This window comes from Bradyrhizobium sp. CSA207 (assembly GCF_029051685.1).
In the GTDB taxonomy this organism is placed as follows: domain Bacteria; phylum Pseudomonadota; class Alphaproteobacteria; order Rhizobiales; family Xanthobacteraceae; genus Bradyrhizobium.
Genome location: NZ_JAACFT010000003.1, coordinates 200,603 through 224,371 on the forward strand (window position 1 = coordinate 200,603; position 23,769 = coordinate 224,371).

A 23,769-nucleotide genomic window follows, 5' to 3' on the forward strand; every position below is an offset into this window, starting at 1 on the left:
GGGGCATGACGATCGCTTGGGTCTGCTTCATCTCACGCCGTGTGTGCCTTGTAGGCGGCTTCATCCATGAGGCCGCCGAGCTCGCTTTTGTCAGTAATCTTGATCTTGAAGAACCAGGCTTTGCCGCCTGCGTCCGAATTGACCAGTGCCGGCTCTGCCACGACGGCCTCGTTCACCTCGAGCACCTCGCCGGAGATCGGCGCGTAGACATCGGAGGCGGCCTTGACCGATTCCACCACGGCGGCGGCTTCCGCCTTTTTCAGCGCGCGGCCGACCTTGGGCAGCTCGACGAACACGACGTCGCCGAGCTGCGACTGCGCGTAGTCGGTGATCCCGACGGTGGCGACATCGCCGTCGATGGCCAGCCATTCATGGTCGGAGGTGTACAGCGTCGTGGTCATTTTCGATCCTCAGCGTTTGTAGGTGTTTTTCACGAAGGGCATGGCGGCGACCGTGAGCGGCAGAAGCTGGCCGCGCACTTCGGCGAACAATTTTGTATCGAGCGCGCTCAGCGCGGTGGGCACGTAGCCCATCGCCACCGGCGCATTCAGGCTCGGTCCGAAGCCGCCCGAGGTGACCTTTCCGATCGGCTGACCTCCGGTCGCATCCGCAAACAGCAGCGCGCCCTCGCGAACCGGCGCACGGCCCTCAGGTCGCAGGCCGACGCGGCGGCGGCTCGCGCCCTGGTCGAAATGGGCGAGAATCTGTTTCGCGCCGGGAAAGCCGCCGGCGCGGGCGCCGCCCGTGCGGCGGCTCTTCTGCACCGACCATTCCAGCGCGGCTTCGACCGGTGTGGTCGCGGTATCGATGTCGTGGCCGTAGAGGCAGAGCCCGGCTTCCAGCCGCAGGCTGTCGCGGGCGCCGAGCCCGATCGGCAGCACGTCGGGATTGTCGAGCAGGGTCTTGGCCAGCCGCTCGGCGTCGGCTGCGGGAACCGAAATTTCAAAACCGTCCTCGCCGGTGTAGCCGGAGCGGGAGACGAAACAGGCGATGCCGTCCACCTTGTGGGGGCCGGCGTCCATGAACTTCATGCCGGGCGACTCTGCACACAATTTCGCCAGCGCGGCTTCCGCCTTCGGGCCCTGGAGTGCGATCAGCGCGCGCTCGGCCAGCGAATCGATGATGCAGTCGTCCGAGAGGTGCGCGCGCAGATGCGCCTCGTCCGCGGTCTTGCAGGCGGCGTTGACGACCAGGAACAGGTGATCGCCGAAATTGGCGACCATCAGATCGTCCAGAATGCCGCCATCCGCATTGGTGAACTGGGCGTAGCGCTGCCGTCCGGGCGCAACTGCGACGATGTCCTGCGGCACCAGCCGCTCCAGCGCGCGGGCGGCATCCTCGACCTTGCCCGACTTCGGCCGGAGTGCGATCTGGCCCATATGAGAGACGTCGAACAGGCCGGCGGAGCTGCGGGTATGGAGGTGCTCCTTCAGCACGCCCGCAGGGTATTGCACGGGCATGTCATAGCCTGCGAACGGCACCATCTTGCCGCCGAGGGACACATGAAGCCCGTGAAGGGGCGTACGTTTCAGGGAGTCTTGGTCGTCGCGCGCAAGCATCACAGGGGCCCTCGGCGGTTCCCCGGGGAGGATTCCCCGATGGACACCAGTCGAAGCCCCATCTGTCGCTGTGCCTGAGAGTATTATCCCGTCGGCGGGTGCCACCCGGGTTTAAGCCCGTCGGCGCCTCTTTCCAGATGCTGTCAAAGCCACGCGGTCCGTTTGCCTGAGAGTTTCCGGGGCGGTTGCTCCTTCGGCGCCGGCGAACAATGCCGGTCTCTCCCGACGTGGCCGTACGATACAGATAGGTACAGACCACAGGCCGGCCAAGCCTGTCAACGCGGGTGCAGCGGCTTTCAACGGGATTGCAACGGGATTGCGCGCTTGCGGCAACCCTCTGATCTCTCTGCACAGTTTCTGGACAGCGAAGCTGGCCTTGTCTAAAAGCGCTTCTGTCCGCAGATATCAGCCTAATCTTTCGGTTTGGAGGGCGTGTCGCGGACCCAAGCACACCCGATTGGATGAACATGAGCGGCGTCAACGAGATCAGGTCGACCTTTCTGAACTTCTTTGCCGAGAACGGCCACGAGATCGTGTCGTCCTCGCCATTGGTGCCGCGCAACGACCCGACGTTGATGTTCACCAATGCCGGCATGGTGCAGTTCAAGAACGTCTTCACCGGCGTGGAGAAGCGGCCCTATCAGCGCGCCACCACCTCGCAGAAATGCGTGCGCGCCGGCGGCAAGCACAACGACCTCGACAATGTCGGCTACACCGCGCGCCATCTCACCTTCTTCGAGATGCTCGGCAATTTCTCGTTCGGCGACTACTTCAAGGAGCGTGCGATCGAGCTTGCCTGGAAGCTGATCACCGGGGAATTCGGGCTCAAGAAAGACAAGCTGCTCGTCACCGTCTATCACACCGACGACGAGGCGGCCGGCCTGTGGAAGAAGATCGCCGGCTTCTCCGACGACCGCATCATCCGCATCCCGACCTCGGACAATTTCTGGGCGATGGGCGACACCGGTCCGTGCGGGCCGTGCTCGGAGATCTTCATCGATCGCGGCGAGCACATTTGGGGCGGCCCTCCGGGCAGTCCGGAGGAGGACGGCGACCGCTTCCTCGAATTCTGGAACCTGGTGTTCATGCAATATGAGCAGGTGACGAAGGAGGAGCGCGTGCCGCTGCCGCGCCCCTCGATCGACACCGGCATGGGGCTGGAGCGCATGGCCTGCATCATGCAGGGCGTCGACAGCGTGTTCGAGACCGATCTGTTCCGTCACCTGATCGATGCGACCGCGTCCGCGCTTGGGACCGGACCGAACGTGCAGACCGTCGCCTCGTTCCGCGTCATCGCCGATCATCTGCGCTCCTCCGCCTTCCTCGTCTCAGACGGCGTGCTGCCCTCGAATGAAGGCCGCGGCTACGTGCTGCGCCGGATCATGCGCCGTGCGATGCGCCATGCGCAGCTGCTGGGTGCGAAAGACCCGCTGATGCATCGGCTGGTCTGGGCGCTGGTGCGCGAGATGGGCCAGGCCTATCCGGAGCTGGTGCGCGCGGAAAACCTGATCGAGGAAACGCTGCGGCTGGAAGAGACCCGCTTCCGCAAGACGCTGGTCCGCGGCCTTGCCATTCTCGACGAGAAGAGCGCGTCCCTGAAGAAGGGCGACATGTTCGACGGCGACGTCGCCTTCACGCTCTACGATACCTACGGCTTCCCGCTGGACCTGACGCAGGACGCGCTGAAGTCGCGCGGCATCGGCGTCGACCAGGCCGCCTTCACCGACGCGATGGACCGTCAAAAGGCCAAGGCGCGCGAGTCCTGGAAGGGCTCGGGCGAAGCGGCTTCCGAAGCGATCTGGTTCCCGCTGCGCGAAAAGCTCGGCGCCACCGAATTCCTGGGCTACGAGACCGAGAGCGCCGAAGGCGTTGTCTACGCGCTGGTGAAGGACGGTAAGGAAACGGGCAGCCTCAAGGCCGGCGAGACCGGCGCCCTCCTGCTGAACCAGACGCCGTTTTACGCGGAGTCGGGCGGCCAGGTCGGCGATACCGGCGTGCTGCTAGGGGAGGGCGGAATCAAGTTCCGCGTCACCGACACCCAGAAGAAGGTCGGCGATCTCTTCGTACACGTCGGCAAGGTGGAGAGCGGCGAAGTAAAGCTTGGCACCGCGCTGCAGCTCGAGGTGGATCATGGGCGGCGCTCGTCGATCCGCGCCCATCACTCGGCGACCCATCTCATCCACGAGGCGCTGCGCCAGGTGCTCGGCGACCACATTGCCCAGCGCGGCTCGCTGGTCGCGCCCGACCGGCTGCGCTTCGACTTCGTGCATCCGAAGCCGATCACGCCGGACGAACTCGCCCGCGTCGAGGACATCGCCAACAACGTGGTGCTGGAGAACGACGAGGTCACGACCCGCGTCATGGGCGTGGACGAGGCCCGCGAGGCCGGTGCCCGCGCGCTGTTCGGCGAGAAATATGGCGACGAGGTCCGCGTGGTCTCGATGGGCCGGACCGCGCGCGAGCGCGGCGCCAATGCGCTCGGCTGGTCGGTCGAGCTCTGCGGCGGCACCCATGTCAGGCGCACCGGCGACATCGGCCTGATCACGCTGACCGGCGAGAGTGCGGTCGCCTCCGGAGTGCGCCGCATCGAGGCGCTGACCGGCAATTATGCGCGCAGGCATGCCAACGAGACCATGGCGCTGGCGAAGACCGCGGCAAACGAGCTGCGCACCTCGATCGACGACGTGCCGGCGCGCATTGCCGCGCTGATGGAGGAGCGCAAGAAGCTCGAGCGCGAGTTGTCCGATGCCCGCAAGAAGCTCGCGATGGGCGGCGGCGCATCGAGCGGCAACGGCGCGGCCACCGGCGTGCGCGAGATCGGCAACGTCAAGCTGATGGCGCGCGCGGTCGAGGGCATCGAGATGAAGGATCTCAAGAGCCTCGCCGACGACGGCAAGAAGCAGATCGGCTCCGGCGTGGTCGCCATCGTCGGCGTCACCGAGGACGGCAAGGCCGGCGTGGTGGTCGGCGTCACCGCGGACCTCACCGCGCGCTTCAACGCCGTGAACCTGGTGCGCGTTGCCTCCGAAGCGCTCGGCGGCAAGGGCGGCGGCGGCCGGCCCGACATGGCACAGGCCGGCGGCCCCGACGGCGCCAACGCCGCTGCGGCGCTCACGGCGATCGAAAAAGCCATGTCTGGACAAAACATGTCTGAACAAAAATCGGCAGGCGCGTGAGACCGTGCGCCTCGTTCCCCGAGGACGTGGCTCAGCCGATCCCAACTTAAGGGATCGCATCTACGAATTACTGGAGCACGATCCCTTGGCCTACTCGGCCGGGTCGCGCTTCATCCAGCTGATCATCGGCGTCATCGTGCTCGACGTCGTCGCGATGATCCTCGCCTCGGTGTCGGAACTGGACGCGCAGTTCGGCACGCTGTTCGCAGGAATCGCCATCCTGGCCGTGATCGTATTCGCGCTGGAATATCTCGCGCGGCTCTGGACGGTGGCGGGCCACACGCCGCGCAAGGGCTCGGCGCTCGCCGACCGGCTGTCCTACGCCTTCTCCGCGCTCGGCATCATCGACCTGCTGGCGTTCCTGCCCGCAGGAATCGTGCTGGCGTCGGGAAGGCACGCAACGCTGGCCGCGCTTGGCGTGCTGCCGTTCTTCAAGCTGATCCGCTATTCGCCGGCGATGCGCTCGCTGCTTGCGGCCGTTCATGCCGAGCGGCGGGCGCTGATCGGCTGCATCGTCATCCTGATCGGGGCGGTGCTGACCTTCGCCTCGCTGCTCTACGCCATCGAGCGCGACGTGCAGCCGGACAAGCTCGGCACCATTCCGCAGGCGATGTGGTGGGCGATCGTGACGCTCGGCACCGTCGGCTATGGCGACGTCGTGCCGGTGACGGCGCTCGGCAAGCTCGTCTCGACATTCGCCATCATCAGCGGCTTTGCCATGATCGCGCTGCCGGTCGCGATCATCTCCACCGCCTTTGCCGAAGAGCTGAAGCGGCGCGATTTCGTCGTCACCTGGGGCATGCTGGCCCGCGTGCCACTATTCTCGCATCTGTCGGCGTCCGAGATCGCCGACATCATGCGGCTGCTCCGGGCCCGCACCATTGAGCAGGGCGAAATCTTGGTGCGTCGTGGCGATGCCGCCTCATCGATGTATTTCATCACCGCCGGCGAGGTCGAGATCGCGCTGCCCAGCCAACATGTGAAGCTTGCCGACGGCACGTTCTTCGGCGAGATCGCGCTGCTGCACAAGACCAAGCGCAGCGGCACGGTGACCGCGACGCGCAAGACCCGGCTGCTGGTGCTCGACGCCCAGGATTTTCACGCCCTGATCGCGCGCATGCCAACACTGGCCGCCCACGTCCACAAGACGGCCAAGGCGCGGCTGGAGGAGAGCGGCGATCTTGCGGCGGCAGAATTGGCGCAAGGAGAGCGCGAGGGCACCGACCGCTGAGCGGTCATTGCGAGGAGCCCTTGCGACGAAGCAATCCAGACTTTACCCGCGGAGGGATTCTGGATTGCTTCGCGGAGCCTGTCATCGGGCCGCGCTACGCGCGGACCCGTTGGCTCGCAATGACGGTGGCGAGAGAGCCAGCTTACGCCGCCAGCGCCTTGCCGAGGTTCTCGGCGACCTTGTCGAGGAAGCCGGTGGTCGACAGCCAGCGCTGGTCGGCGCCGACAAGGAGCGCGAGGTCCTTGGTCATGTAGCCCTCTTCCACCGTGTCGACACAGACCTTCTCCAGCGTGTCCGCGAACTTGGCGAGCTGCGGATTGTTGTCGAGCTTGGCGCGGTGGGCGAGGCCACGGGTCCAGGCGAAGATCGACGCGATCGAGTTGGTCGAGGTCTCCTTGCCTTTCTGGTGCTCGCGGTAGTGGCGGGTCACCGTGCCGTGGGCGGCTTCGGCTTCCACCGTCTTGCCGTCGGGGGTGAGGAGGACCGAGGTCATCAGGCCGAGCGAGCCGTAGCCCTGCGCAACCGTGTCGGACTGCACGTCGCCGTCGTAGTTCTTGCAGGCCCAGACGTAGCCGCCGGACCATTTCAGCGCCGAGGCCACCATGTCGTCGATCAGGCGGTGCTCGTAGGTCAGGCCCTTGGCCTCGAATTCGGTCTTGAACTCGCGGTCGTAGATGTCCTGGAAGATGTCCTTGAAGCGGCCGTCATAGACTTTCAGGATGGTGTTCTTGGTCGAGAGGTAGACCGGGTAGTTGCGCAGCAGGCCGTAATTGAGCGAGGCGCGGGCGAAGTCGATGATGGAGTCGTCGAGATTGTACATCTCCATGGCGACGCCGGCGCCGGGCGCCTTGAACACTTCCTTCTCGATCACGGTGCCGTCCTCGCCGACGAACTTCATCGACAGCGTGCCCTTGCCCGGGAACTTGATGTCCGTGGCACGGTATTGGTCGCCATAGGCATGACGGCCGATGATGATCGGCTTGCTCCAGCCGGGAACCAGGCGCGGCACGTTCTTGCAGATGATCGGCTCGCGGAAGATGCAGCCGCCGAGGATGTTGCGGATGGTGCCGTTCGGCGACTTCCACATCTGCTTGAGGCCAAACTCCTTCACCCGGGCCTCATCCGGGGTAATGGTGGCGCACTTGACGCCGACGCCGACCTTCTTGATGGCTTCGGCGGCGTCGATGGTGACCTGATCGTTGGTCTGGTCGCGGTGCTCCATCCCCAGGTCGAAATACATCAGCTCGACATCGAGGAACGGGTTGATCAGCTTGTCCTTGATGTACTGCCAGATGATCCGGGTCATCTCGTCGCCATCGAGCTCGACGACGGGGTTGGTCACCTTGATTTTTGCCATGATCGGGGAAGCCTCTTGGGAACGGCGCTATTGGCGCGCCACGGGAATATCCGCCGCCTCTTAGCACCGGGACGCGGCGGGCGAAAGCCAAGGGATTATGCAGTTTTAGCTCATCCAGCTTCCGCAGATGGGCAGCGGCCGCCCGCCGCTCGGTTGGGGTCGGCTGAGGTTTCAGGAGAGATTCAAAAGTCGAATCCAACCCGTTATTTCCCTTGAGAATTTTGTCAGGACAGGCAAACGACAGGCGCGCGGGACGGCCGGCCGGTGGCTGGCTTGAATCAAAACCTGAGGCGGCCGCTCCAAGGCCTTGAGAGAAAGCGTGAAAGCAAAGCAAGATGTCTGGGACTGACAAGAGCAAGGCGGGCCTCGCCCTCGATGGTCCCATCGTGATCCTGGTCGAGCCGCAGCTCGGCGAAAATATCGGCATGGCCGCGCGCGCCATGGGCAACTTTGCCCTGAGCTCCTTGCGCATCGTCAACCCGCGCGACGGCTGGCCCAACATCGCCGCCCAGCGTGCGGCGGCAGGCGCCGACCACATCCTGGAGCGAGTCGAATTGTTCGACACGGTCGAGCAGGCGGTCGCCGATCTCGACCTCTTGTTCGCCACCAGTGCGCGCGCACATGACCAGGCCAAGCCGGTGGTCGGGCCGGAGGCGGCCGCGACCGAGATGGCGGGGCACATCGCGACCGGGGGCAAGGCCGGCATCCTGTTCGGCCGGGAGCGCTGGGGCCTGACCAATGAGGAGGTCGGCCTCGCCAACCGCATCGTCACCTTTCCGGTCAATCCGGGTTTTGCCTCGCTGAACCTCGCCCAGGCCGTGCTGCTGGTCGGCTACGAATGGTTCAAGCGCGCGACGTCGGGCGCGCTGCCGCACAGCATGCCCGAGCGATCCGAGCGCGCCTCGCAGCACCAGATCCAGGCCTTCTTCGAGAACCTGATCCGCGAGCTCGACAAGGTCGAGTTTCTGCGCCCGGCCGAGAAGCGCGACACCATGCTGGTCAACCTGCGCAACATCTTTACCCGCATGGACCCGACCAAGCAGGACATGCACACCCTGCACGGCGTGGTGATGGCGATCGCGGAGGGACGCAAAGGCCCTGCCAAGGGCGGCGTGCTCGATGGCGAGCAGGCGACGCGGCTGCGCGCGCTTCTGGCCGAGCACGGGCAGGGTGGGGCACCCGACAGCGGCAGCACGGTGCGCGGGCTCGCGCGCCTGCTCCGCCGCAACCCGACTGATGCCGAGCGCCTGCTGTGGCAGGCCCTGACCCGCGACCGCCGCTTCGCAGGTGGGTTCAAGCGCCAGACCCCTGTGGGGCGGCACATCCCGGACTTCGTCTCATTCCCGCACCGGATCGCGATCGAGCTGGTCAATCCGGGCGAGGGCGAGACGATTGCCGCTGACCGCGCGGCGCGGCGCAGCTGGCTCGAGGCACGCGACTATCGGGTGATCGAGATGCGGGCTGCGGACGTGGAGCGGGATCTGGCGGCCGAACTGGCGCGGCTTGAGAGGATGATCGCCGAAGGATCGGGTGCTTCGTAGCGGGTAGCTTAGGGCGTGTCCGCTCTACCCTCGGGAGGCAGGACTACCGCATATGAACAAGAACGTGGCTGGAAGCTTGCCCGCGGCCAATCCTTCGAGACGCCCGCCTACGGCCGGCCCTCAGGATGAGGTCGCGTTCTGCGGCGAGAGATCTGCCCCCTCATGGTGAGGAGCCCGCCAAAGCGGGCGTCTCGAACCATGCAGGCCGAGCGCGTCCGGCGGCCTCCCGCTATCATATGCGATAGCTTTGCGAGCGAAATCAGCCGGTCCAAATAGTAAATTTATAGATCTCGTAGGTGGGCAAAGCGAAGCGCGTCGATCAACGAGGTGAAACAGAGTTGGTGGGCACGGCGCTACGCGCCTTTGTCTACCCTACGACGCTGCGCGAAGCGCGGTCCGCATGGCGTAACCTACTACTTCTGTGGCCGGGGAAATTGAAGAGGTGGATTACGCTCCGCTAATCCACCCTTCGAAGTGCGTCCGAGCTGCACCTCGCGCTCCACCGCAATCCATGTTGTTCGGGCCGCGGCCAGCAGCTTCCCGGCTTCATCGTGGAGCGCGGCTTCGGCGGTGCGCTTGCGGCCGTCGCGGCTAGTCCGAGAAGAGGTTTTGGAGTTCGCCGGCTGGCGAAATGACCAGCGAAATCAGCCCGTCCAAATAGTAAATTTATCGTCCGCGGCAATGTCAGCTCCGGGCTCGAGATGCGAAATGCCGAAGCCTTCATAAGTCTGGTTCAGCCGTCAGAAGCGGACGTCCCACACAATGAGTGCACGCGTACCCGCTGGAGCGAGATATCGCGGCGGAGCTGGATCGGCTTGAAGGGATGATCGCCGAAGGATCGAGTACTTCGCAGGGGCACGCTTTGGGCGCGTGCTCGTGCTCCACTCAGCGCACAAGATACGTCACGTCCACTGACCTTAAGAGGGACAGTGGCGGCTCGTCCTGTCGAGCTGCGAAGCTCCATTTCAGATGGGCCCCAATTCTGACGAAGCAGGCTTCTTTTGCTCGCGCCAGAGAGACGGTGACAGCGCTTCGTGTGATCCGCCAATCATGATAGGCTGGCTCTCGGCAGAGGAAGTGTTCAGCCGGTCCTGGACAACAAGGGGGGCTAGCAGTGAAATCCTATCTTCAGTCGCCGGCAGTCGACGAGTTCGCCACGAGGAGAGCTGACGTACTGATCTTGATTGGCCGTATTCTACTTGCCTGGGTATTCGTCGGGAGCGCGTACGCAGCGCTAGCCAACTTCAGCGGCTCGGTGGGCTATTTGAGGTCCCTGAACCTTCCAGCACCTGAGCTGTTCACTATCGTGAATCTCGCAGTGGAAGCACTGATATCCGTTGGTTTGATATTGGGCGTCGGTACGCGCTACTGCGCCGTCCTGACGTTCGTGTTCGTATTGGCGGCAACGATTGTTGCACATCGTTACTGGGAATATCCCGCCGGTGCGCAGCAGATGGGTCAATACAACAATTTTTTAAAGAATATCTCGATCATGGGAGGCGCGATGTTGATCTTCGTCACCGGGCCAGGCCGTTTCAGTTTCGATCGGACCTCATAGCGGGCATCACTTCACCTTGAGCTTGAACGCGTCCCCGATCGCTCGGCGGATGCTCTTTGCGAGCGGCTTCAAAGCATTGCCGACGAAGGCGAAGAGAAGCATCAGCCACGTCGCGAGCGCGGCACACCACAGCACCAATTCCAGTATCTCAGGCATGACGCCTCTCAAAAATATCTTCTCTGAAATGCGGCAAGTGTTGCTCAATGGCGCCGACACCGCAAGTCGTCTTCAAAGTGGTGGCGCGCCGAAAACACTCGGAATAGGCTTTGGGAACGGCTTGCTGGCTGCCGGCAGCCTTGCGTCCACGGAAGCAGACCGCGCCGACGACCGCGAAGAGTGATGTCGGTCACGCCAGCTCTGGGCCAGGAGGCGTGACAAGAGGCGAGAGAAGCGTGGGTTATGCTTCGCTAACCAACCACCTGCTAAGGACTCACACCGCCTCAAGCTGGTCTGCGCTACGCTTCTTCTTTGCCTTCGACTGGCTGAGCAGGGGGCCTGCCGCGAGCGCGGCCGTATCGGCCACGCCGGGATCGCGCGAGATCATCGCCGCGACGATGGCGCCGTCGATCAACAGGCCGAGTTGGTGCGCGAGCACGGCGGGCTCGGCCGAGCCGAGCTCGCCGGCGAGCTTTTCGATGTGGCCGAGCACGATCTTCTTGTGCTTCATCGCGATGTTGCGGAACAGCTTCTGGTCCTTGTCGTGCTCGCCGACCGCATTGATGAAGGGGCAGCCGTAGAAGCGCTCCTCGGCGAACCAGCTCTTCAGCGCGGGGAAGATGCGCGTGAGCTTGGCCTGTGCATCGCCGCCGCCTGCTTCCATGGCGCCGATGAACCATTCGCGCCACTGCTTGCCTTCGCTCTCCAGAACCGCGTTGACGAGATTGGTCTTGGAGCCGAACAATTTGTAAAGCGTGGTTTTCGCGGTGCCGGCCTCCTCGATGATCGCATCGATGCCGGTGGCGTTGATTCCGTTTTTGCAGAACAGATGCGTCGCCGCGCTCAGCAGACGCCCGCGCGCGGATTCGTCGTCGCCCACGCCTGTGTGCGGCGAATTCGATTTCTTCTTCGATGACATCTTGTTCAGTGACGATTTGGCCATGGGCTGCAACTTAATCGCAGCCGCGCCGCATCAGCAAGCCGCATCTGTTCCGAGCTGAAAAGATTCGCATGGCAAAGCGCATCTGCATCGCCTTTGAGCAGGAAGCCCCTGATCAATACGCAGGCAGCGATCGCTAAGCGGCTCCAATGCTTCGCATTTTGATTTTGCACCGGTCTGGCACGCTCCATGCAAGGAAACAGACCGTTCGGTATCCTATCGACTTTCTGATTCCTAGGGAGAAAACTGATGACTGCGGTCGTTCAAAAAACGGTGCTGACAGGCTGCCTTGCGCCGATCGACAGAGGCGGGCTCGAGCAACTGATCGCTAGCGGCAAGGCCAATCCGAAGGTCATCAAGACCTTGAAGTGCAAGACGGTCGCGGAAGGAAAATTCCGCCACGCCAACTATATCCGCAACCTGCCGCCCTACATCGTCGACGAGCCGCCGGGCCTGCTCGGCGATGACACCGCGCCGAATCCGTCGGAGGCTTCGCTCGCCGCGCTCGGCTCCTGCCTCGCGGTCGGCCTGCACGCTAATGCCGTGCACCGCGGCTGGATCGTCAACAAGCTCGAGCTTGAGCTCGAAGGCGACCTCAACATCACCGCGGTTTGGGGCACCGGCGACGTCTCCGACAAGCCGGTCGGCTTCACCGACGTGCGCGTCAGGGTCGACATGGAATGCGAGGGCGTCTCGCCGGACGAGATCAATGCGCTGGTCACCCACGTGAAGAAATGGTCGCCGGTCGCCAACACCTTCACCCGTCCGGTCAATCTTGAGGTCGGCATCTAGCGCGCGGCGGCAGTGGAAAAGGTGCGGGAGACGATCATGGGGACACTAGCTTTATCGCGGGTCGAAGCTTTGGATCAGCCCGCACCGTCCATTGCGGGAGAAGTGGCGCGGATCGCGCGGGAGCAGCTTGCGCCGCTCGCCGCCGGCGTCGACGACGGCTCGGTCTATCCGGCCGAGCTGCTGCGCCGCTTCGGCGAGGTCGGCGCCTGGGGCAGTCACGTGCCGCATGAAGGGCCCGCGGACTTGCGCTGCGCGATCCAGGCGATGGCGGCGATCGGCGAGGTCTGCGGCGCCACCGCCTTCATGGCGTGGTGCCAGAACACCCTGGTCTGGTACGCCGCCAATTCGACCAATATGAAGCTGGCAAAGCGCTTCGGCGACGGCTTTTCGACGGGCCGGCTGCTCGGCGGCACCGGGCTGTCCAATCCGATGAAAAGCTTCTTCGGGATCGAGAAGCTCAAGCTGAAGGGACGCAAGGTCGAGGGCGGCTACGTCGTGCGCGGCGCGCTGCCCTGGGTCTCCAATCTCGGCCCCGATCATTATTTCGGTACCATCTTCGAGCGCGAGGACGAGCCGGGCACCGTCATGTTCCTTGCCGACTGCGCCGATCCCGCGATCACCCTCGCGCCTTGTAAGCCGTTCCTTGCGATGGACGGCACCGGCACGTACGGCGTGCAGTTTCGCGACGCCTTCGTGCCGGACGATCTGATCCTGGCCGATCCGGCGGCGCCCTTCGTGAAGAAGATTCGGGCCGGCTTCATCCTGCTCCAGGCCGGCATGGCGCTCGGCCTGATCCGGGACTGCATTAACATCATGGACGAGGTCGATCGTCCGCTCGGCCACATCAACCGCTATTTGCCGCAGCAGCCAGTGAATTTCCGCGATCTCGCCGCCGAGCTCGAGGCCGAAACCATGGCGCTGGCGCGCGATCCCTACAATGAAGAGGACACCTATTGGCGCAAGGTGATCGCGCTGCGTTTGCGCGCGGGCGAAGCCAGCGTCGCGGCGGCGCATGCAGCGATGCTCCATTGTGGCGCGCGCGGTTATCTGAAGAGCCACCGCGCGCAGCGGCGCCTGCGCGAGGCCTATTTCGTCGCGATCGTCACGCCCGCCACCAAGCAGTTGCGCAAGATGCTCGCCGACGCCTGAGTCTACCCGAGTCCACCCCCGAAGACCACTTAACCTCAACGGAGAGGCTGCCAATGACGGACGTTCTGATCTCTGCCAGCGAACTTGCCGATCTCTTGAAGACCGAGCCGTGTGTCGTCATCGACACCCGCAACCCCGACGCCTACGGCGCCGGGCACCTGCCCAACGCCGTAAACGTGCATGAGATTTTCACCTTTCTCGCGACGTCGACGCCGGAAGGAATGAGCGAGCTGAAGACCAAGTTCGCCGACGCCTTCGGTGCCGCAGGCCTCTCCGGCAAGGAGACGGCTGTGGTGTATGAGCAGTCGATGAACTCGGGGTTCGGCCAGTCCTGCCGCGGCTACTATCTGCTCACCATGCTCGGCTACCCCAAGATCAAGGTGCTGCATGGCGGTTTTGATGCCTGGGCCGCAGCTGGCCTGCCGGTCACGAAAGATGTGCCGGCGCCGGCGAAAGCCTCGTTCTCGATCGTGCCCGAGGCGGGCGAGATCCTGATCGACGCAAAGACCATGTTAGGCGCCCTCGGCAAGCCCGGCATCGCCATCCTCGACGTGCGCGACGTCGATGAGTGGATCGGCGACAGCTCGTCTCCGTACGGTAAGGATTTCTGCCCGCGCAAGGGCCGCATCCCCGGTGCCGTGTGGCTGGAATGGTATCGCATGATGAAGCCGACCGCCGAAGGCCCGCGCTTCAAATCCAAGGACGAGATCCTGGCAGAGTGCGCCACTGTCGGCATCTCGACGACCACGCCGGTCTATCTCTACTGCTTCAAGGGCGCACGCGCCTCGAACACCTTCCTCGCGCTCAAGAACGCCGGCGTGAAGGACGTGCGGATGTACTTCGGCTCCTGGAACGAGTGGTCGCGCGATCCGTCGCTGCCGATCGAGCAGGGCTTGCCGATTGCGACGGAGGTCACCACCAAGGCGGCGTGACAGCGCCCCAGGCCGCCAGACCCGGTCCACCTCTCCCGTAGGGAGAGGTCGGATCGCATCGCAAGATGCGATCCGGGTGAGGGGTTACGGCCCCAGTGATTGCTGCGGCCCCTCCCCCCGATTGCGCTGGACGACGCTTCGCATCGCCAGACGCAATCCGACCTCTCCCCGCTGGGGAGAGGTGAACCTCGACGCATCGACCGTTTCCAGTCTCACCACTCTCTAGCCGCTCGAGCCCGCGCGGGTGCGGGGCGCAATCCCAAGCGCTTTGATCCGCGATGCCAGCGTTGTCGGCTTGAGATCAAGAATTTCCGCTGCGCCGCCGGGGCCAAAGACTTTCCCTGAGCAGGCCTCGAGCGCCGCCAGGATGTTGGCGCGCTCGTGGTCGCGCATCTCGGGCGCGGTCATGACCGCCGGGCGCGCATCGGCCCTCTGGCGCGCAGCTCCGGGTGCGATCTGGGCTCCGGACGAATCCGGCAGGTCGACCCGCAGGCGACCGCTCTGCGACAGGATCGCGGCGCGCTCGATCACGTTCTGCAATTCGCGAACGTTGCCGGGCCAGTCGTAGCGGGTGAGCCGCCGGGCGTCGCCCTCGGACAGGCGCAGGTTGGATTTGAGAGCCTTACTCTCGCGGGTCAGGAAGTGTTGGGCCAGCAGCGGAATGTCCTCGCGCCGTTCGCGCAAGGGCACCGACTCGATCGGGAATACGTTGAGGCGGAAATAGAGGTCCTCGCGAAACCGTCCGCGCTGCACCTCCTGCTTGAGATTGCGATTGGTCGCGGCGATCACGCGGACGTCGACCGTGCGGGTGCGTTCCTGCCCGACCCGCTCGAAATTGCCTTCCTGCAACACCCGCAGCAGCTTGCCCTGCAACTCCAGCGGGATTTCGCCGACCTCGTCGAGAAACAGCGTGCCGCCATCGGCAAGCTCGAACCGGCCGATGCGGTCGCGCATTGCGCCCGTGAAGGCGCCGCGAACGTGGCCGAAGAACTCACTCTCGAACAGCTCGCGCGGGATCGCGGCGCAATTGACGCGGATCAGCGGCCGGTCGCTGCGGCCCGAAGCGTCATGGATGGCGCGCGCAATCAGCTCCTTGCCGGTGCCGGATTCGCCGGTGATCATCACGGCTGCGGTGGTCGGCGCCACGAGCTTGACCTGGCGCAGCGTCTTCTGGATCGCCTCGCTTCTACCGATGATGCCGCGTGGATTGGTCTCGATGCGGATTTCCTCCTGGAGATAGGCGTTCTCCAGCTCGAGCCGCTCGCGCAGGCGATCGACCTCGGCGAGAGCCGCGTGCAGCTTCTCGTCGGCCTCGCGCCGCTGGCTGACATCGCGAAACACCACCACCGCACCAACAACCATGCCGCGGTCGCGGATCGGGGTCGAGGTGTATTCGACCCAGGCCGGCGAGCCGTCCTTGCGCCAAAATACCTCGCCGTCGACCTGATGAACGGCGCCGTCGCGGAAGGCCGCGTAGATCGGGCAATCGTGGTCGTGATAGTGGCTGCCATCGTGATGGGTGTGATGCACGATCGGGTGAATTTCCTTGCCCACCAGTTCCTCGGCAGTCCAGCCGAGCATCCGCTCGGCGGCCGGGTTCACGAAGGTGGTCTTGCCTTCTGCATTTACGCCGTAGATGCCTTCGCCGGCCGCGCGCAGGATGAGCTGGTTCTCACGCTCGATGTCCTGAAACACTCGCTCGACACGCTGCCAGGTCGCAATGCCGCCGCGCATGTGGTCTTCGGCCGCGGCATCGACGTTGCGGCGGCGGCGGGCTTCGAGATCGGTCAGCGTGAGCAGCACCAGTGTGCGGCCGTCATGGGGCAGGAGGCAGCCGGCATATTCGAGCCGGAGATTTTGACCGGTGGCATGGCGCGGGTTGAGCGCCGTGGACCAGTAGGCGCCCTTGTGCAGCACAGCCTGGGTGAACACGGTGAGGGCGGGAAGCTGGCCGGCGTGAAGCGTGCTGGCCTTGGTCTGCCGCAGCAGGGCGCGGTCATAGCCGAGCAGGGCGCAGGCAGCCGGATTGGCATCCACGATCTGGTCGCCATAGGGATCGATCAGCAGCGTTGCTTCGACCGAGGATTCGAACGCCGCGACGCGCGGATCGAGCCCGGGGGCCACATCGTCGTGGGCAGGCATTGGCGTCGTTGCCATTGCGAAATCTCGTAATTGAACTACGAATTTTCGTTTATCACGAGTTTTCGTAGCAGCCAAGCGCTGCCGAAAGTGCTGTGTCATCAAGGCGCTGGCCGGCCGGGAGGCGGTGGCATGCTCCTTGCGTAATGCTTGCTGCAAAGTCGCGCAGGAGATCCGATGTCCACCTTCGACAATCCGTTTGATCCCGACCGTAACCTCCGTGGCGGCTGCGAATGCGGCCGCCATCGCTCAGCTGCCGAACATGAGCAGGCCTCGCCGGCGCTGCGCTGTGATCCCGTCGAGAGCGAGGAGAAGCGTTACGAGGGCGTCGTCGCCTCCGCGGTCATGCGCGCGATGTTTCCGCAGGATGCCGCGCGTCGCGCCTTCCTGAAGTCGGTTGGTGCATCGACCGCACTTGCCGCGCTGTCGCAGTTCTTCCCGCTCAAGACTGCGACCGAGGTGTTCGCGGCAACCGGCACGCCGGAGAAGAAGGACCTCAAGGTCGGCTTTATCCCGATCACCTGTGCGACGCCGATCATCATGGCCGCGCCACTTGGGTTCTATTCAAAACATGGCCTCAACGTCGAGGTGGTCAAGACCGCCGGCTGGGCGGTGATCCGTGACAAGACTATCAACAAGGAATACGACGCCGCCCACATGCTGGCGCCGATGCCGCTCGCGATCTCGCTCGGCCTCGGTGCCAATGCCATTCCATTTGCGGTGCCCGCGATCGAGAACATCAATGGGCAGGGCATCGTGCTGGCGACGAAGCACAAGGACAAGCGCGATCCGAAGGACTGGAAGGGGATGAAATTTGCGATCCCCTTCGACTACTCCATGCACAATTACCTGCTGCGCTACTATCTCGCGGAGCACGGGCTCGATCCCGATACCGACGTGCAGCTGCGCTCGGTGCCGCCGCCGGAAATGGTCGCGAACCTGCGCGCCGACAACATCGACGGCTTCCTCGCGCCCGACAACATCTGTCAGCGCGCGATCTATGACGGCGTCGGCTTCATGCATCTGCTGTCGAAGGAGATCTGGGACGGCCATCCCTGCTGCAGCTTTGCCGCCAGCCGCGAATTCATCACCACCGCGCCGAACAGTTTTGCTGCGCTGACGCGGGCCATCGTGGATGCGACCGCGTATGCATCGAAAGCGGAGAACCGCAAGCAGATCGCCGAGGCAATCGCGCCGGCCAATTACATCAACGCGCCGGTGACGGTGCTGGAGCAGGTCTTGACCGGCACCTACGCCGACGGCCTCGGCGGCGTGAAGACGGATGCCAAGCGCGTCGATTTCGATCCGTTCCCCTGGCAGTCTTTTGCGGTGTGGATGCTGACGCAGATGAAGCGCTGGGGCCAGATCAAGGGCGATGTCGATTACAAGGCGGTCGCCGAGCAGGTGTATCTGGCGACCGACACCAGGAAGCTGATGACCGAGATGGGCCTGTCGCCGCCCACCGACGCCTACAAGTCGTTCGCGGTAATGGGCAAGACCTTCGATCCGGGCAAGCCGGAGGATTATTTGGCGAGCTTCAAGATCAGGAAGGCGTCGTGAGAGACACCACTCACCCAACACCGTGGCGAGGTCTTGCCAGATGACCTCCTCCCTCCGCCTCCGCGCCGGCCTCGTCTCCATTGTGCTGCTGGCCGGATTCCTCGGCATCTGGCACCTCGCCACGCGCTCGACCGGTACCGTCGCCACGATGAGCCCGGAATACGCCAAGCTGATGGGCCTGACCGCGACGCAGGGCAAATCCGCGATGCCGGGCCCGCTCGATGTCGGGGCAAAGCTGTGGGAGCATTTGAGACGGCCGTTCTACGATAACGGGGCGAACGACAAGGGGCTCGGCATCCAGCTCGGCTATTCCATCGCGCGCGTCGGCACCGGCTATCTCTTGGCCGTGCTCGTCGCCATTCCGCTTGGCTTCCTGATCGGCATGTCGCCGCTGCTGAGCAAGGCGCTCGATCCATTTATCCAGGTTCTGAAGCCGATTTCGCCGCTGGCCTGGATGCCGCTCGCGCTCTACACCATCAAGGATTCCTCGATCTCCGCGATCTTCGTCATCTTCATCTGCTCGATCTGGCCGATGCTGCTCAACACCGTCTTTGGCGTCGCCAGCGTGCGCAAGGAGTGGATCAATGTCGCGCGCACGCTTGAGGTCGGCACGCTGCGGCGCGCCTTCACCGTGATCCTGCCGGCGGCGGCGCCGACGATCCTGACCGGCATGCGCATCTCGATCGGCATCGCCTGGCTCGTGATCGTCGCGGCCGAAATGCTCGTCGGCGGGACCGGCATCGGCTATTTCGTCTGGAACGAGTGGAATAATCTGTCGATCACCAACGTCATCATCGCGATTCTCTTGATCGGAATCGTCGGCATGCTGCTCGACCAGATCCTGGCGCGTTTCACGCGCATGGTCACGTTTCCGGAGTAGGGGCCATGACCGAGAAATTCATCTCCATCGAAGGCATCGCAAAGCGCTATCCGGGCGCGGGTGGCGGCACCACGGCCGTGTTCGAGAATCTGTGGCTGTCGATGCCGCGCGGCGAGTTTTGCTGCGTGATCGGCCATTCCGGCTGCGGCAAGACCACGGTGCTCAACATCCTCGCCGGCCTCGATGCGCCAAGCGAGGGCGCCGTGATCGTCGACGGCCAGGCCATTTCCGGCACCAGTCTCGACCGCGCCGTGATCTTCCAGAGCCACGCGCTGTTGCCCTGGCGTACCGTGCTCGGCAACGTCGCCTATGCCGTCACCTCGAAATGGCGCAGCTGGGACCGCGCCAAGGTGAAGGCGCACGCGCAAACGTTCATCGATCTCGTCGGCCTGACGGGTTCTGAGCACAAGCGTCCGTCGGAGCTGTCCGGCGGCATGAAGCAACGCGTCGGCATCGCGCGTGCGCTCTCGATCACGCCAAAGATCATGCTGATGGACGAGCCGTTCTCGGCCCTGGACGCGCTGACGCGCGGCACGCTTCAGGACGAGGTGCGACGGATCTGCCTGGAGACCGGGCAGACCGCATTCATGATCACCCACGACGTGGACGAAGCGATTTACCTGGCCGACAAGATCTTTCTCATGACCAACGGTCCGGGCGCGGTGCTGGCGGAGGTCGTCGAAAATCCGCTGCCGAAGGATCGCGGCCGCACCGATCTGCACCGGCACCCGCTGTATTACGCGCTGCGCAACCACATCGTCGATTTCCTGGTCAGCCGCAGCAAGAATTTTGCGGCCGAGAAGCCCGATCACGATCCGCGCAACGTGCCCGTCGTACACATCGGCAAGCCTGGATTGACGATCGCCGCCAGCGACGAAGAACGACCGACCTGGACATCCGGGACCAGTCCCGGCCTGACCGCCTGATTTTGGAGACGCATGGATCTTCGGAAACCCGCTCCACACGTTTCCGGATCATGCTTTTAGAGGAGACCCTGACATGAAACGCGAAGACCTGACCGAAAAGCTGCTCGACATCAAGCGCGAGAAGGGCTGGAGCTGGAAGCACATCTGTGAGCAGATCGGCGGCTATTCCGAGGTGCTGATCGTCGGCGCGATCCTCGGCCAGATGAAGCTGACCAAGCCGCAGGCGGCCAACGCCGGCGAACTGTTCGGCCTGTCGAAGTCGGAGGTCTCGATGCTGAACGAGACGCCGATGCGCGGCATGCCGATGCCGCCAACCGATCCGCTGATCTATCGCTTCTACGAGTTGGTCATGGTCAACGGCCCGGCGTGGAAGGCGCTGATCGAGGAGGAGTACGGCGACGGCATCATGTCTGCGATCGACTTCGACATGGTGATGGAGCGCCTGCCCAATCCGAAGGGCGACCGCGTCAAGATCACGATGTCCGGCAAATTCCTGCCGTACAAATATTACGGCGCCAGCGGCAACGTGCCGGAATACGGCTTCAAGGAAGGCTGACCGCGGCGAACGCGTCGCGCAGTTCCTTGATCGGTGCCATTTCGCGAACATAGGTGAAGGAGCCGTTCTCCTTCATCTCGCGCGCGCTCTTCAGGAATGCGGCCAATGCGTATCGCGACATCGCGCCGCCGACGCTGATGCGTTTGACGCCGGCCGCCGCCAGTTGCGGCAAGGTCAGCGCCGGATCGGCAAAGCCCATGACGAGGTTGAAGGGCTTTTTCAATGACGCCACCACGGTCTTGATCGTTGCGAGGTCGTGGACGCCCGGTGCATAGAGCACATCGGCACCGGCGGCCTCGAACGCCTGCAACCGTTTGATGGTGTCGTCGAGGTCGTTGCGCCCGTGCAGAAGATTTTCGGCCCGGGCCGTCAGCGTGAACGGAATGGGCAGGGAGCGCGCCGCCTCCACTGCGGCCTGCACGCGCTCCACGGCCAACGCGAAATCATAGATCGGGCATTCTCGCTCACCGGACGAATCCTCGATGGATCCGCCGACAGCGCCGGTTTCGGCAGCGCGCCGGATCGCGTCCGCTGCGCGCTTTGCCTCATGCGCGCCGCAATTCTCGAGATCCACGCTGACCGGGAGTTCGGTTGCGGCGGCAATCGCGCGGCAATTGTCGAGGATGGCATCAAGGCTGACCGTCGAACTGCCGAACGTGTTGGCAAGACCGAGGCTTGTCGTCGCGAGCGCCTCAAAACCCATCGCCGCGAGCAGTTTTGCCGTGCCGGCATCCCACGGGTTGGGAATGATGAAGGCGCCTGGCCGTGTGTGCAGCGCCCGAAACGCTTTGGCCTTCTCCAATTGGCTCGTCATTGATCGCTCCGGTTATCCTGATCGATGTGCATCAGCCATAGGCGCCTTTCCGCCATCCAACAAATTTGTTATTTCTCTTGACGTCATCAGCTTTTTGCATGAGGTGGCGGCGATGGACAGCGATGCCCTCAACACCTTCCTGGCGGTTCACCGCCGGGGAGGGATCTCGAACGCTGCGAAATTCCTGCACCGCTCGCAACCGGCGATCTCGCGCCGCATCGCGCTGTTGGAGCAGGACCTCGGTGTGCCGCTGTTCGAGCGCGTGGCGGGTCGCACGCTGCTGAGCGATGCGGGACGGGTGCTGATTCCTTACGCAGAGCGCGCCGTCGCTGCCGCGCAGGACGCCGAACAGGCGATCCGGGCGCTGACCAAACAGAATGCCGGTCCGGTATCGCTCGCCGTGACCGGCACGCTCGCCGACAGTCGCCTGTCGAAGATCATGACGGGGTTCGCGAAGGAAAATCCCGGTGTCGCGCTCACGCTGCGCACCGCGACCAGCGCGGAGGTCAGCGGTCTCGTTCGCCGCGGCGAGGCGACGGTCGGCCTGCGTTACAACATGGATCGTTCGCGCGACCTCGACTGCGAAGCGGTCATGACCGAGACATTGCAGGTTGTCTGCGCACCTGATCATCCTCTCGCCGGCAAGCGTGTGAAGCGGCTCGCCGAGCTCAGCGGCGAACGCTGGATCGCGTTTCCCGAAATCCCAGGTCGGCGCGAGATCGCGGCCGCGCACGTTTTTGCGCTGTTTCTGACCCGCGGCCTGGGCGATGTTGAATGGACGGCAGTCGACAGCCTCACCGCCCAGAAGAGACTCGTCGAGTCCGGCTTCGGCCTCGCGCTGCTGGCAGAAAGCCACGTGGCCGAGGAGTTGAGGTCTGCGGCCATCGCCGCCATCCCGGTCGGTGATCTCGTCGCCAGCCACGACATCGCCGTCGTGACGCGGCGCGGCGGGTTCTTGAGCCTGGCCGCCCAGCATTTGCTGGAGGCCATCCGGCGGCATTACGGCGCAACCGACGCCATGACGATTCGGCAGCCCGGAAAGCAACGGCCGGCGCGCAAGACAATTGCACGCCGGCGCGCCAGATAGAAAACAGCGGTTTATTTCCCCGCTTTCACCTCGGCGACTGCCACCGCCACCAGCTCGTTCATCTTGGCGCGAATCGCCTGCTCGGTGATGGCAACGTTCTTGGCGGCGAAATCGGCCGTGACTTTGCGCAGGACGTCGGTATCGCCGGCTTCCTCGAAATCGGCCGCGACCACTTCCTTGGCATAGGCTGCCGCCGCATCGCCGGTGATGCCGAGCTTTTCGGCCGCCCACAGGCCGAGCAGCCGATTGCGGCGGGCTTCGGCCTTGAATTTCTGCTCCTCGTCGAGAGCGAATTTCTTCTCGAAACCTTCCTCGCGCTTGTCGAACGTGCTCATGCCTTGTTCCAACCCTGCTGAATGAAGCGGGACGCCTCGTTGCAGCATCCCCGGTGCATGCCTAGATAGGGGGCACGAATCGGCAAAACAACGGGCCGTTAAGCCGCAGGCAAGGCGGTATAAGTTGGCATCGGATGGGCCGGATCGATTGTGCTGGGACGGCCAATCGGATAGGTTGCCTGAAGGCGTGGTTCCTGTTCTGTTTCCATGGGTTCCGGGCTGTTCACGGCAGCTCCGCCGTGGGTCGTAGTTCTCGTAAACCGGAGCACACCAAATACATGGATTTCAACAAAACACGGTACATCCCCATGAGCCGTCGGCGTCGCATTTATGAAGGCAAGGCAAAGGTTCTTTACGAAGGCCCGGAGCCCGGTACCCTGATCCAGCACTTCAAGGACGACGCCACCGCGTTCAACGCGAAAAAGCATCAGGTGATCGAGGGCAAGGGTGTCCTCAACAACCGGATCTCGGAGTACCTGTTTCAGCACCTCAACGACATCGGGGTGCCGACCCACTTCATCCGCCGCCTCAACATGCGCGAGCAGTTGATTCGCGAGGTCGAGATCGTGCCGCTCGAGGTGGTGGTGCGGAACGTCGCGGCCGGCTCGCTGTCGCAGCGCCTTGGCATCGAGGAGGGTACGCAGCTGCCGCGCTCGATCATCGAATTCTACTACAAGAACGACCAGCTCAACGATCCCATGGTGTCGGAAGAGCACATCACCGCCTTCGGCTGGGCCACGCCGCAGGAAATCGACGACATCATGGCGCTCGCCATCCGTGTCAACGACTTCCTCACCGGTCTCTTCCTCGGCATCGGCATTCGTCTCGTCGACTTCAAGATGGAGTGCGGGCGCCTGTTCGAGAACGAGATGATGCGGATCATCGTCGCCGACGAGATCTCGCCGGACTCCTGCCGCCTCTGGGACATCAAGTCGAACGAGAAGCTCGACAAGGACCGCTTCCGCCGGGATCTCGGCGGGCTGCTCGAGGCCTATACCGAAGTCGCCAAGCGCCTCGGCATTCTGATGGAGAACGAGCGTCCGGCGGGCTCCGGCCCGGTACTGGTGAAGAGCTAAAGGGG

22 protein-coding genes, 1 pseudogene and 1 riboswitch are annotated in these 23,769 nt (G+C 63.9%); of the genes and pseudogenes, 14 read left to right on the forward strand and 9 right to left on the reverse strand.

What is annotated here, in order from left to right; all coding sequences use genetic code 11:
- Positions 1-32: 32 nt before the first annotated feature.
- Together gcvH and gcvT are read right to left on the reverse strand one after the other, a co-directional pair.
- Positions 33-401, reverse strand: a complete 369-nt coding sequence (gcvH, locus tag GWG65_RS04325) for a glycine cleavage system protein GcvH (RefSeq protein ID WP_275194161.1) — start codon at positions 399-401, stop codon at positions 33-35.
- Between the two features lie 9 nt (positions 402-410).
- Positions 411-1,559 (reverse strand): glycine cleavage system aminomethyltransferase GcvT, encoded by a 1,149-nt coding sequence (gene gcvT / locus GWG65_RS04330; protein ID WP_275194163.1) that lies wholly within the window; start codon positions 1,557-1,559, stop codon positions 411-413.
- A gap of 145 nt (positions 1,560-1,704) precedes the next feature.
- A riboswitch (glycine riboswitch) is annotated at positions 1,705-1,794 on the reverse strand.
- Between the two features lie 232 nt (positions 1,795-2,026).
- Between gcvT and alaS the strand changes: the two genes are divergently transcribed.
- A complete protein-coding gene (gene alaS, locus GWG65_RS04335; protein ID WP_275194164.1) occupies positions 2,027-4,735 on the forward strand; it encodes an alanine--tRNA ligase in 2,709 nt (902 codons plus the stop codon).
- Between the two features lie 4 nt (positions 4,736-4,739).
- The gene (locus tag GWG65_RS04340; protein ID WP_275194165.1) at positions 4,740-5,966 is read left to right on the forward strand and encodes a cyclic nucleotide-gated ion channel; all 1,227 of its coding nucleotides are present in this window, start codon (positions 4,740-4,742) and stop codon (positions 5,964-5,966) included.
- 142 nt (positions 5,967-6,108) lie between these two features.
- Here GWG65_RS04340 and GWG65_RS04345 read toward each other — a convergent pair whose 3' ends face one another.
- Complete coding sequence (locus GWG65_RS04345; protein ID WP_275194168.1) at positions 6,109-7,323, reverse strand: NADP-dependent isocitrate dehydrogenase; 1,215 nt, start codon at positions 7,321-7,323, stop codon at positions 6,109-6,111.
- Positions 7,324-7,658: 335 nt separating this feature from the next.
- On the opposite strand from GWG65_RS04345, the gene GWG65_RS04350 reads away from it, so the two are divergent.
- Complete coding sequence (locus GWG65_RS04350; RefSeq protein WP_275194170.1) at positions 7,659-8,864, forward strand: TrmJ/YjtD family RNA methyltransferase; 1,206 nt, start codon at positions 7,659-7,661, stop codon at positions 8,862-8,864.
- Between the two features lie 413 nt (positions 8,865-9,277).
- Here the strand turns inward: GWG65_RS04350 and GWG65_RS04355 are convergent.
- Positions 9,278-9,460, reverse strand: a pseudogene (locus GWG65_RS04355) (hypothetical protein); the annotation flags it as partial.
- A 518-nt stretch (positions 9,461-9,978) separates the two neighbouring features.
- On the opposite strand from GWG65_RS04355, the gene GWG65_RS04360 reads away from it, so the two are divergent.
- The gene (locus tag GWG65_RS04360; protein ID WP_275194172.1) at positions 9,979-10,422 is read left to right on the forward strand and encodes a DoxX family protein; all 444 of its coding nucleotides are present in this window, start codon (positions 9,979-9,981) and stop codon (positions 10,420-10,422) included.
- 6 nt (positions 10,423-10,428) lie between these two features.
- Here the strand turns inward: GWG65_RS04360 and GWG65_RS04365 are convergent, their stop codons facing one another.
- Positions 10,429-10,578, reverse strand: a complete 150-nt coding sequence (locus GWG65_RS04365) for a hypothetical protein (RefSeq protein WP_275194175.1) — start codon at positions 10,576-10,578, stop codon at positions 10,429-10,431.
- On the opposite strand from GWG65_RS04365, the gene GWG65_RS04370 reads away from it, so the two are divergent.
- Positions 10,577-10,762, forward strand: coding sequence for a hypothetical protein (locus GWG65_RS04370; RefSeq protein WP_275194176.1), 186 nt, complete (start codon positions 10,577-10,579; stop codon positions 10,760-10,762). The two genes, GWG65_RS04365 and GWG65_RS04370, sit on opposite strands and share 2 nt — an antisense overlap.
- A gap of 90 nt (positions 10,763-10,852) precedes the next feature.
- On the opposite strand, the gene GWG65_RS04375 is transcribed toward GWG65_RS04370, so the two are convergent.
- Complete coding sequence (locus GWG65_RS04375; protein WP_275194177.1) at positions 10,853-11,521, reverse strand: TetR/AcrR family transcriptional regulator; 669 nt, start codon at positions 11,519-11,521, stop codon at positions 10,853-10,855.
- Between the two features lie 246 nt (positions 11,522-11,767).
- On the opposite strand from GWG65_RS04375, the gene GWG65_RS04380 reads away from it, so the two are divergent.
- Genes GWG65_RS04380 through GWG65_RS04390 form a run of 3 tightly spaced genes read left to right on the forward strand, consistent with a single transcriptional unit; the run spans position 11,768 to position 14,391 of the window.
- On the forward strand, positions 11,768-12,310 hold the full coding sequence (locus tag GWG65_RS04380; RefSeq protein ID WP_275194179.1) for an OsmC family protein: 543 nt from the start codon (positions 11,768-11,770) through the stop codon (positions 12,308-12,310).
- Between the two features lie 36 nt (positions 12,311-12,346).
- Complete coding sequence (locus GWG65_RS04385) at positions 12,347-13,459, forward strand: acyl-CoA dehydrogenase family protein (protein ID WP_275194180.1); 1,113 nt, start codon at positions 12,347-12,349, stop codon at positions 13,457-13,459.
- A 53-nt stretch (positions 13,460-13,512) separates the two neighbouring features.
- Positions 13,513-14,391, forward strand: coding sequence for a sulfurtransferase (locus GWG65_RS04390; protein ID WP_275194182.1), 879 nt, complete (start codon positions 13,513-13,515; stop codon positions 14,389-14,391).
- A gap of 222 nt (positions 14,392-14,613) precedes the next feature.
- Here GWG65_RS04390 and GWG65_RS04395 read toward each other — a convergent pair whose 3' ends face one another.
- Positions 14,614-16,548, reverse strand: coding sequence for a sigma 54-interacting transcriptional regulator (locus tag GWG65_RS04395; protein ID WP_275194183.1), 1,935 nt, complete (start codon positions 16,546-16,548; stop codon positions 14,614-14,616).
- Positions 16,549-16,707: 159 nt separating this feature from the next.
- Here GWG65_RS04395 and GWG65_RS04400 point away from each other — a divergent pair, with 159 nt between their 5' ends.
- The 4 genes from GWG65_RS04400 (at position 16,708) to cynS (ending at position 20,452) form a co-directional block, all read left to right on the forward strand.
- Positions 16,708-18,090, forward strand: a complete 1,383-nt coding sequence (locus GWG65_RS04400) for a CmpA/NrtA family ABC transporter substrate-binding protein (RefSeq protein WP_275194184.1) — start codon at positions 16,708-16,710, stop codon at positions 18,088-18,090.
- 40 nt (positions 18,091-18,130) lie between these two features.
- Positions 18,131-18,970, forward strand: a complete 840-nt coding sequence (ntrB, locus tag GWG65_RS04405) for a nitrate ABC transporter permease (protein ID WP_275194185.1) — start codon at positions 18,131-18,133, stop codon at positions 18,968-18,970.
- A gap of 5 nt (positions 18,971-18,975) precedes the next feature.
- Positions 18,976-19,896, forward strand: coding sequence for an ABC transporter ATP-binding protein (locus GWG65_RS04410; RefSeq protein WP_275194186.1), 921 nt, complete (start codon positions 18,976-18,978; stop codon positions 19,894-19,896).
- A gap of 73 nt (positions 19,897-19,969) precedes the next feature.
- On the forward strand, positions 19,970-20,452 hold the full coding sequence (cynS, locus tag GWG65_RS04415) for a cyanase (protein WP_275194187.1): 483 nt from the start codon (positions 19,970-19,972) through the stop codon (positions 20,450-20,452).
- On the opposite strand, the gene GWG65_RS04420 is transcribed toward cynS, so the two are convergent.
- Complete coding sequence (locus GWG65_RS04420; RefSeq protein WP_275194188.1) at positions 20,439-21,266, reverse strand: isocitrate lyase/phosphoenolpyruvate mutase family protein; 828 nt, start codon at positions 21,264-21,266, stop codon at positions 20,439-20,441. The genes cynS and GWG65_RS04420 overlap by 14 nt on opposite strands.
- 112 nt (positions 21,267-21,378) lie before the next feature.
- Here GWG65_RS04420 and GWG65_RS04425 point away from each other — a divergent pair, with 112 nt between their 5' ends.
- Positions 21,379-22,353 carry a LysR family transcriptional regulator gene (locus tag GWG65_RS04425; RefSeq protein WP_275194189.1) on the forward strand — a complete coding sequence of 325 codons (975 nt, stop codon included), beginning with the start codon at positions 21,379-21,381 and terminating at the stop codon, positions 22,351-22,353.
- Between the two features lie 11 nt (positions 22,354-22,364).
- On the opposite strand, the gene GWG65_RS04430 is transcribed toward GWG65_RS04425, so the two are convergent.
- On the reverse strand, positions 22,365-22,688 hold the full coding sequence (locus tag GWG65_RS04430) for a DUF1476 domain-containing protein (protein WP_275194190.1): 324 nt from the start codon (positions 22,686-22,688) through the stop codon (positions 22,365-22,367).
- 308 nt (positions 22,689-22,996) lie between these two features.
- On the opposite strand from GWG65_RS04430, the gene purC reads away from it, so the two are divergent.
- Positions 22,997-23,764: a phosphoribosylaminoimidazolesuccinocarboxamide synthase gene (gene purC / locus GWG65_RS04435; protein ID WP_008974302.1), complete on the forward strand. Its 768-nt coding sequence runs from the start codon at positions 22,997-22,999 to the stop codon at positions 23,762-23,764.
- Positions 23,765-23,769: the final 5 nt, after the last annotated feature.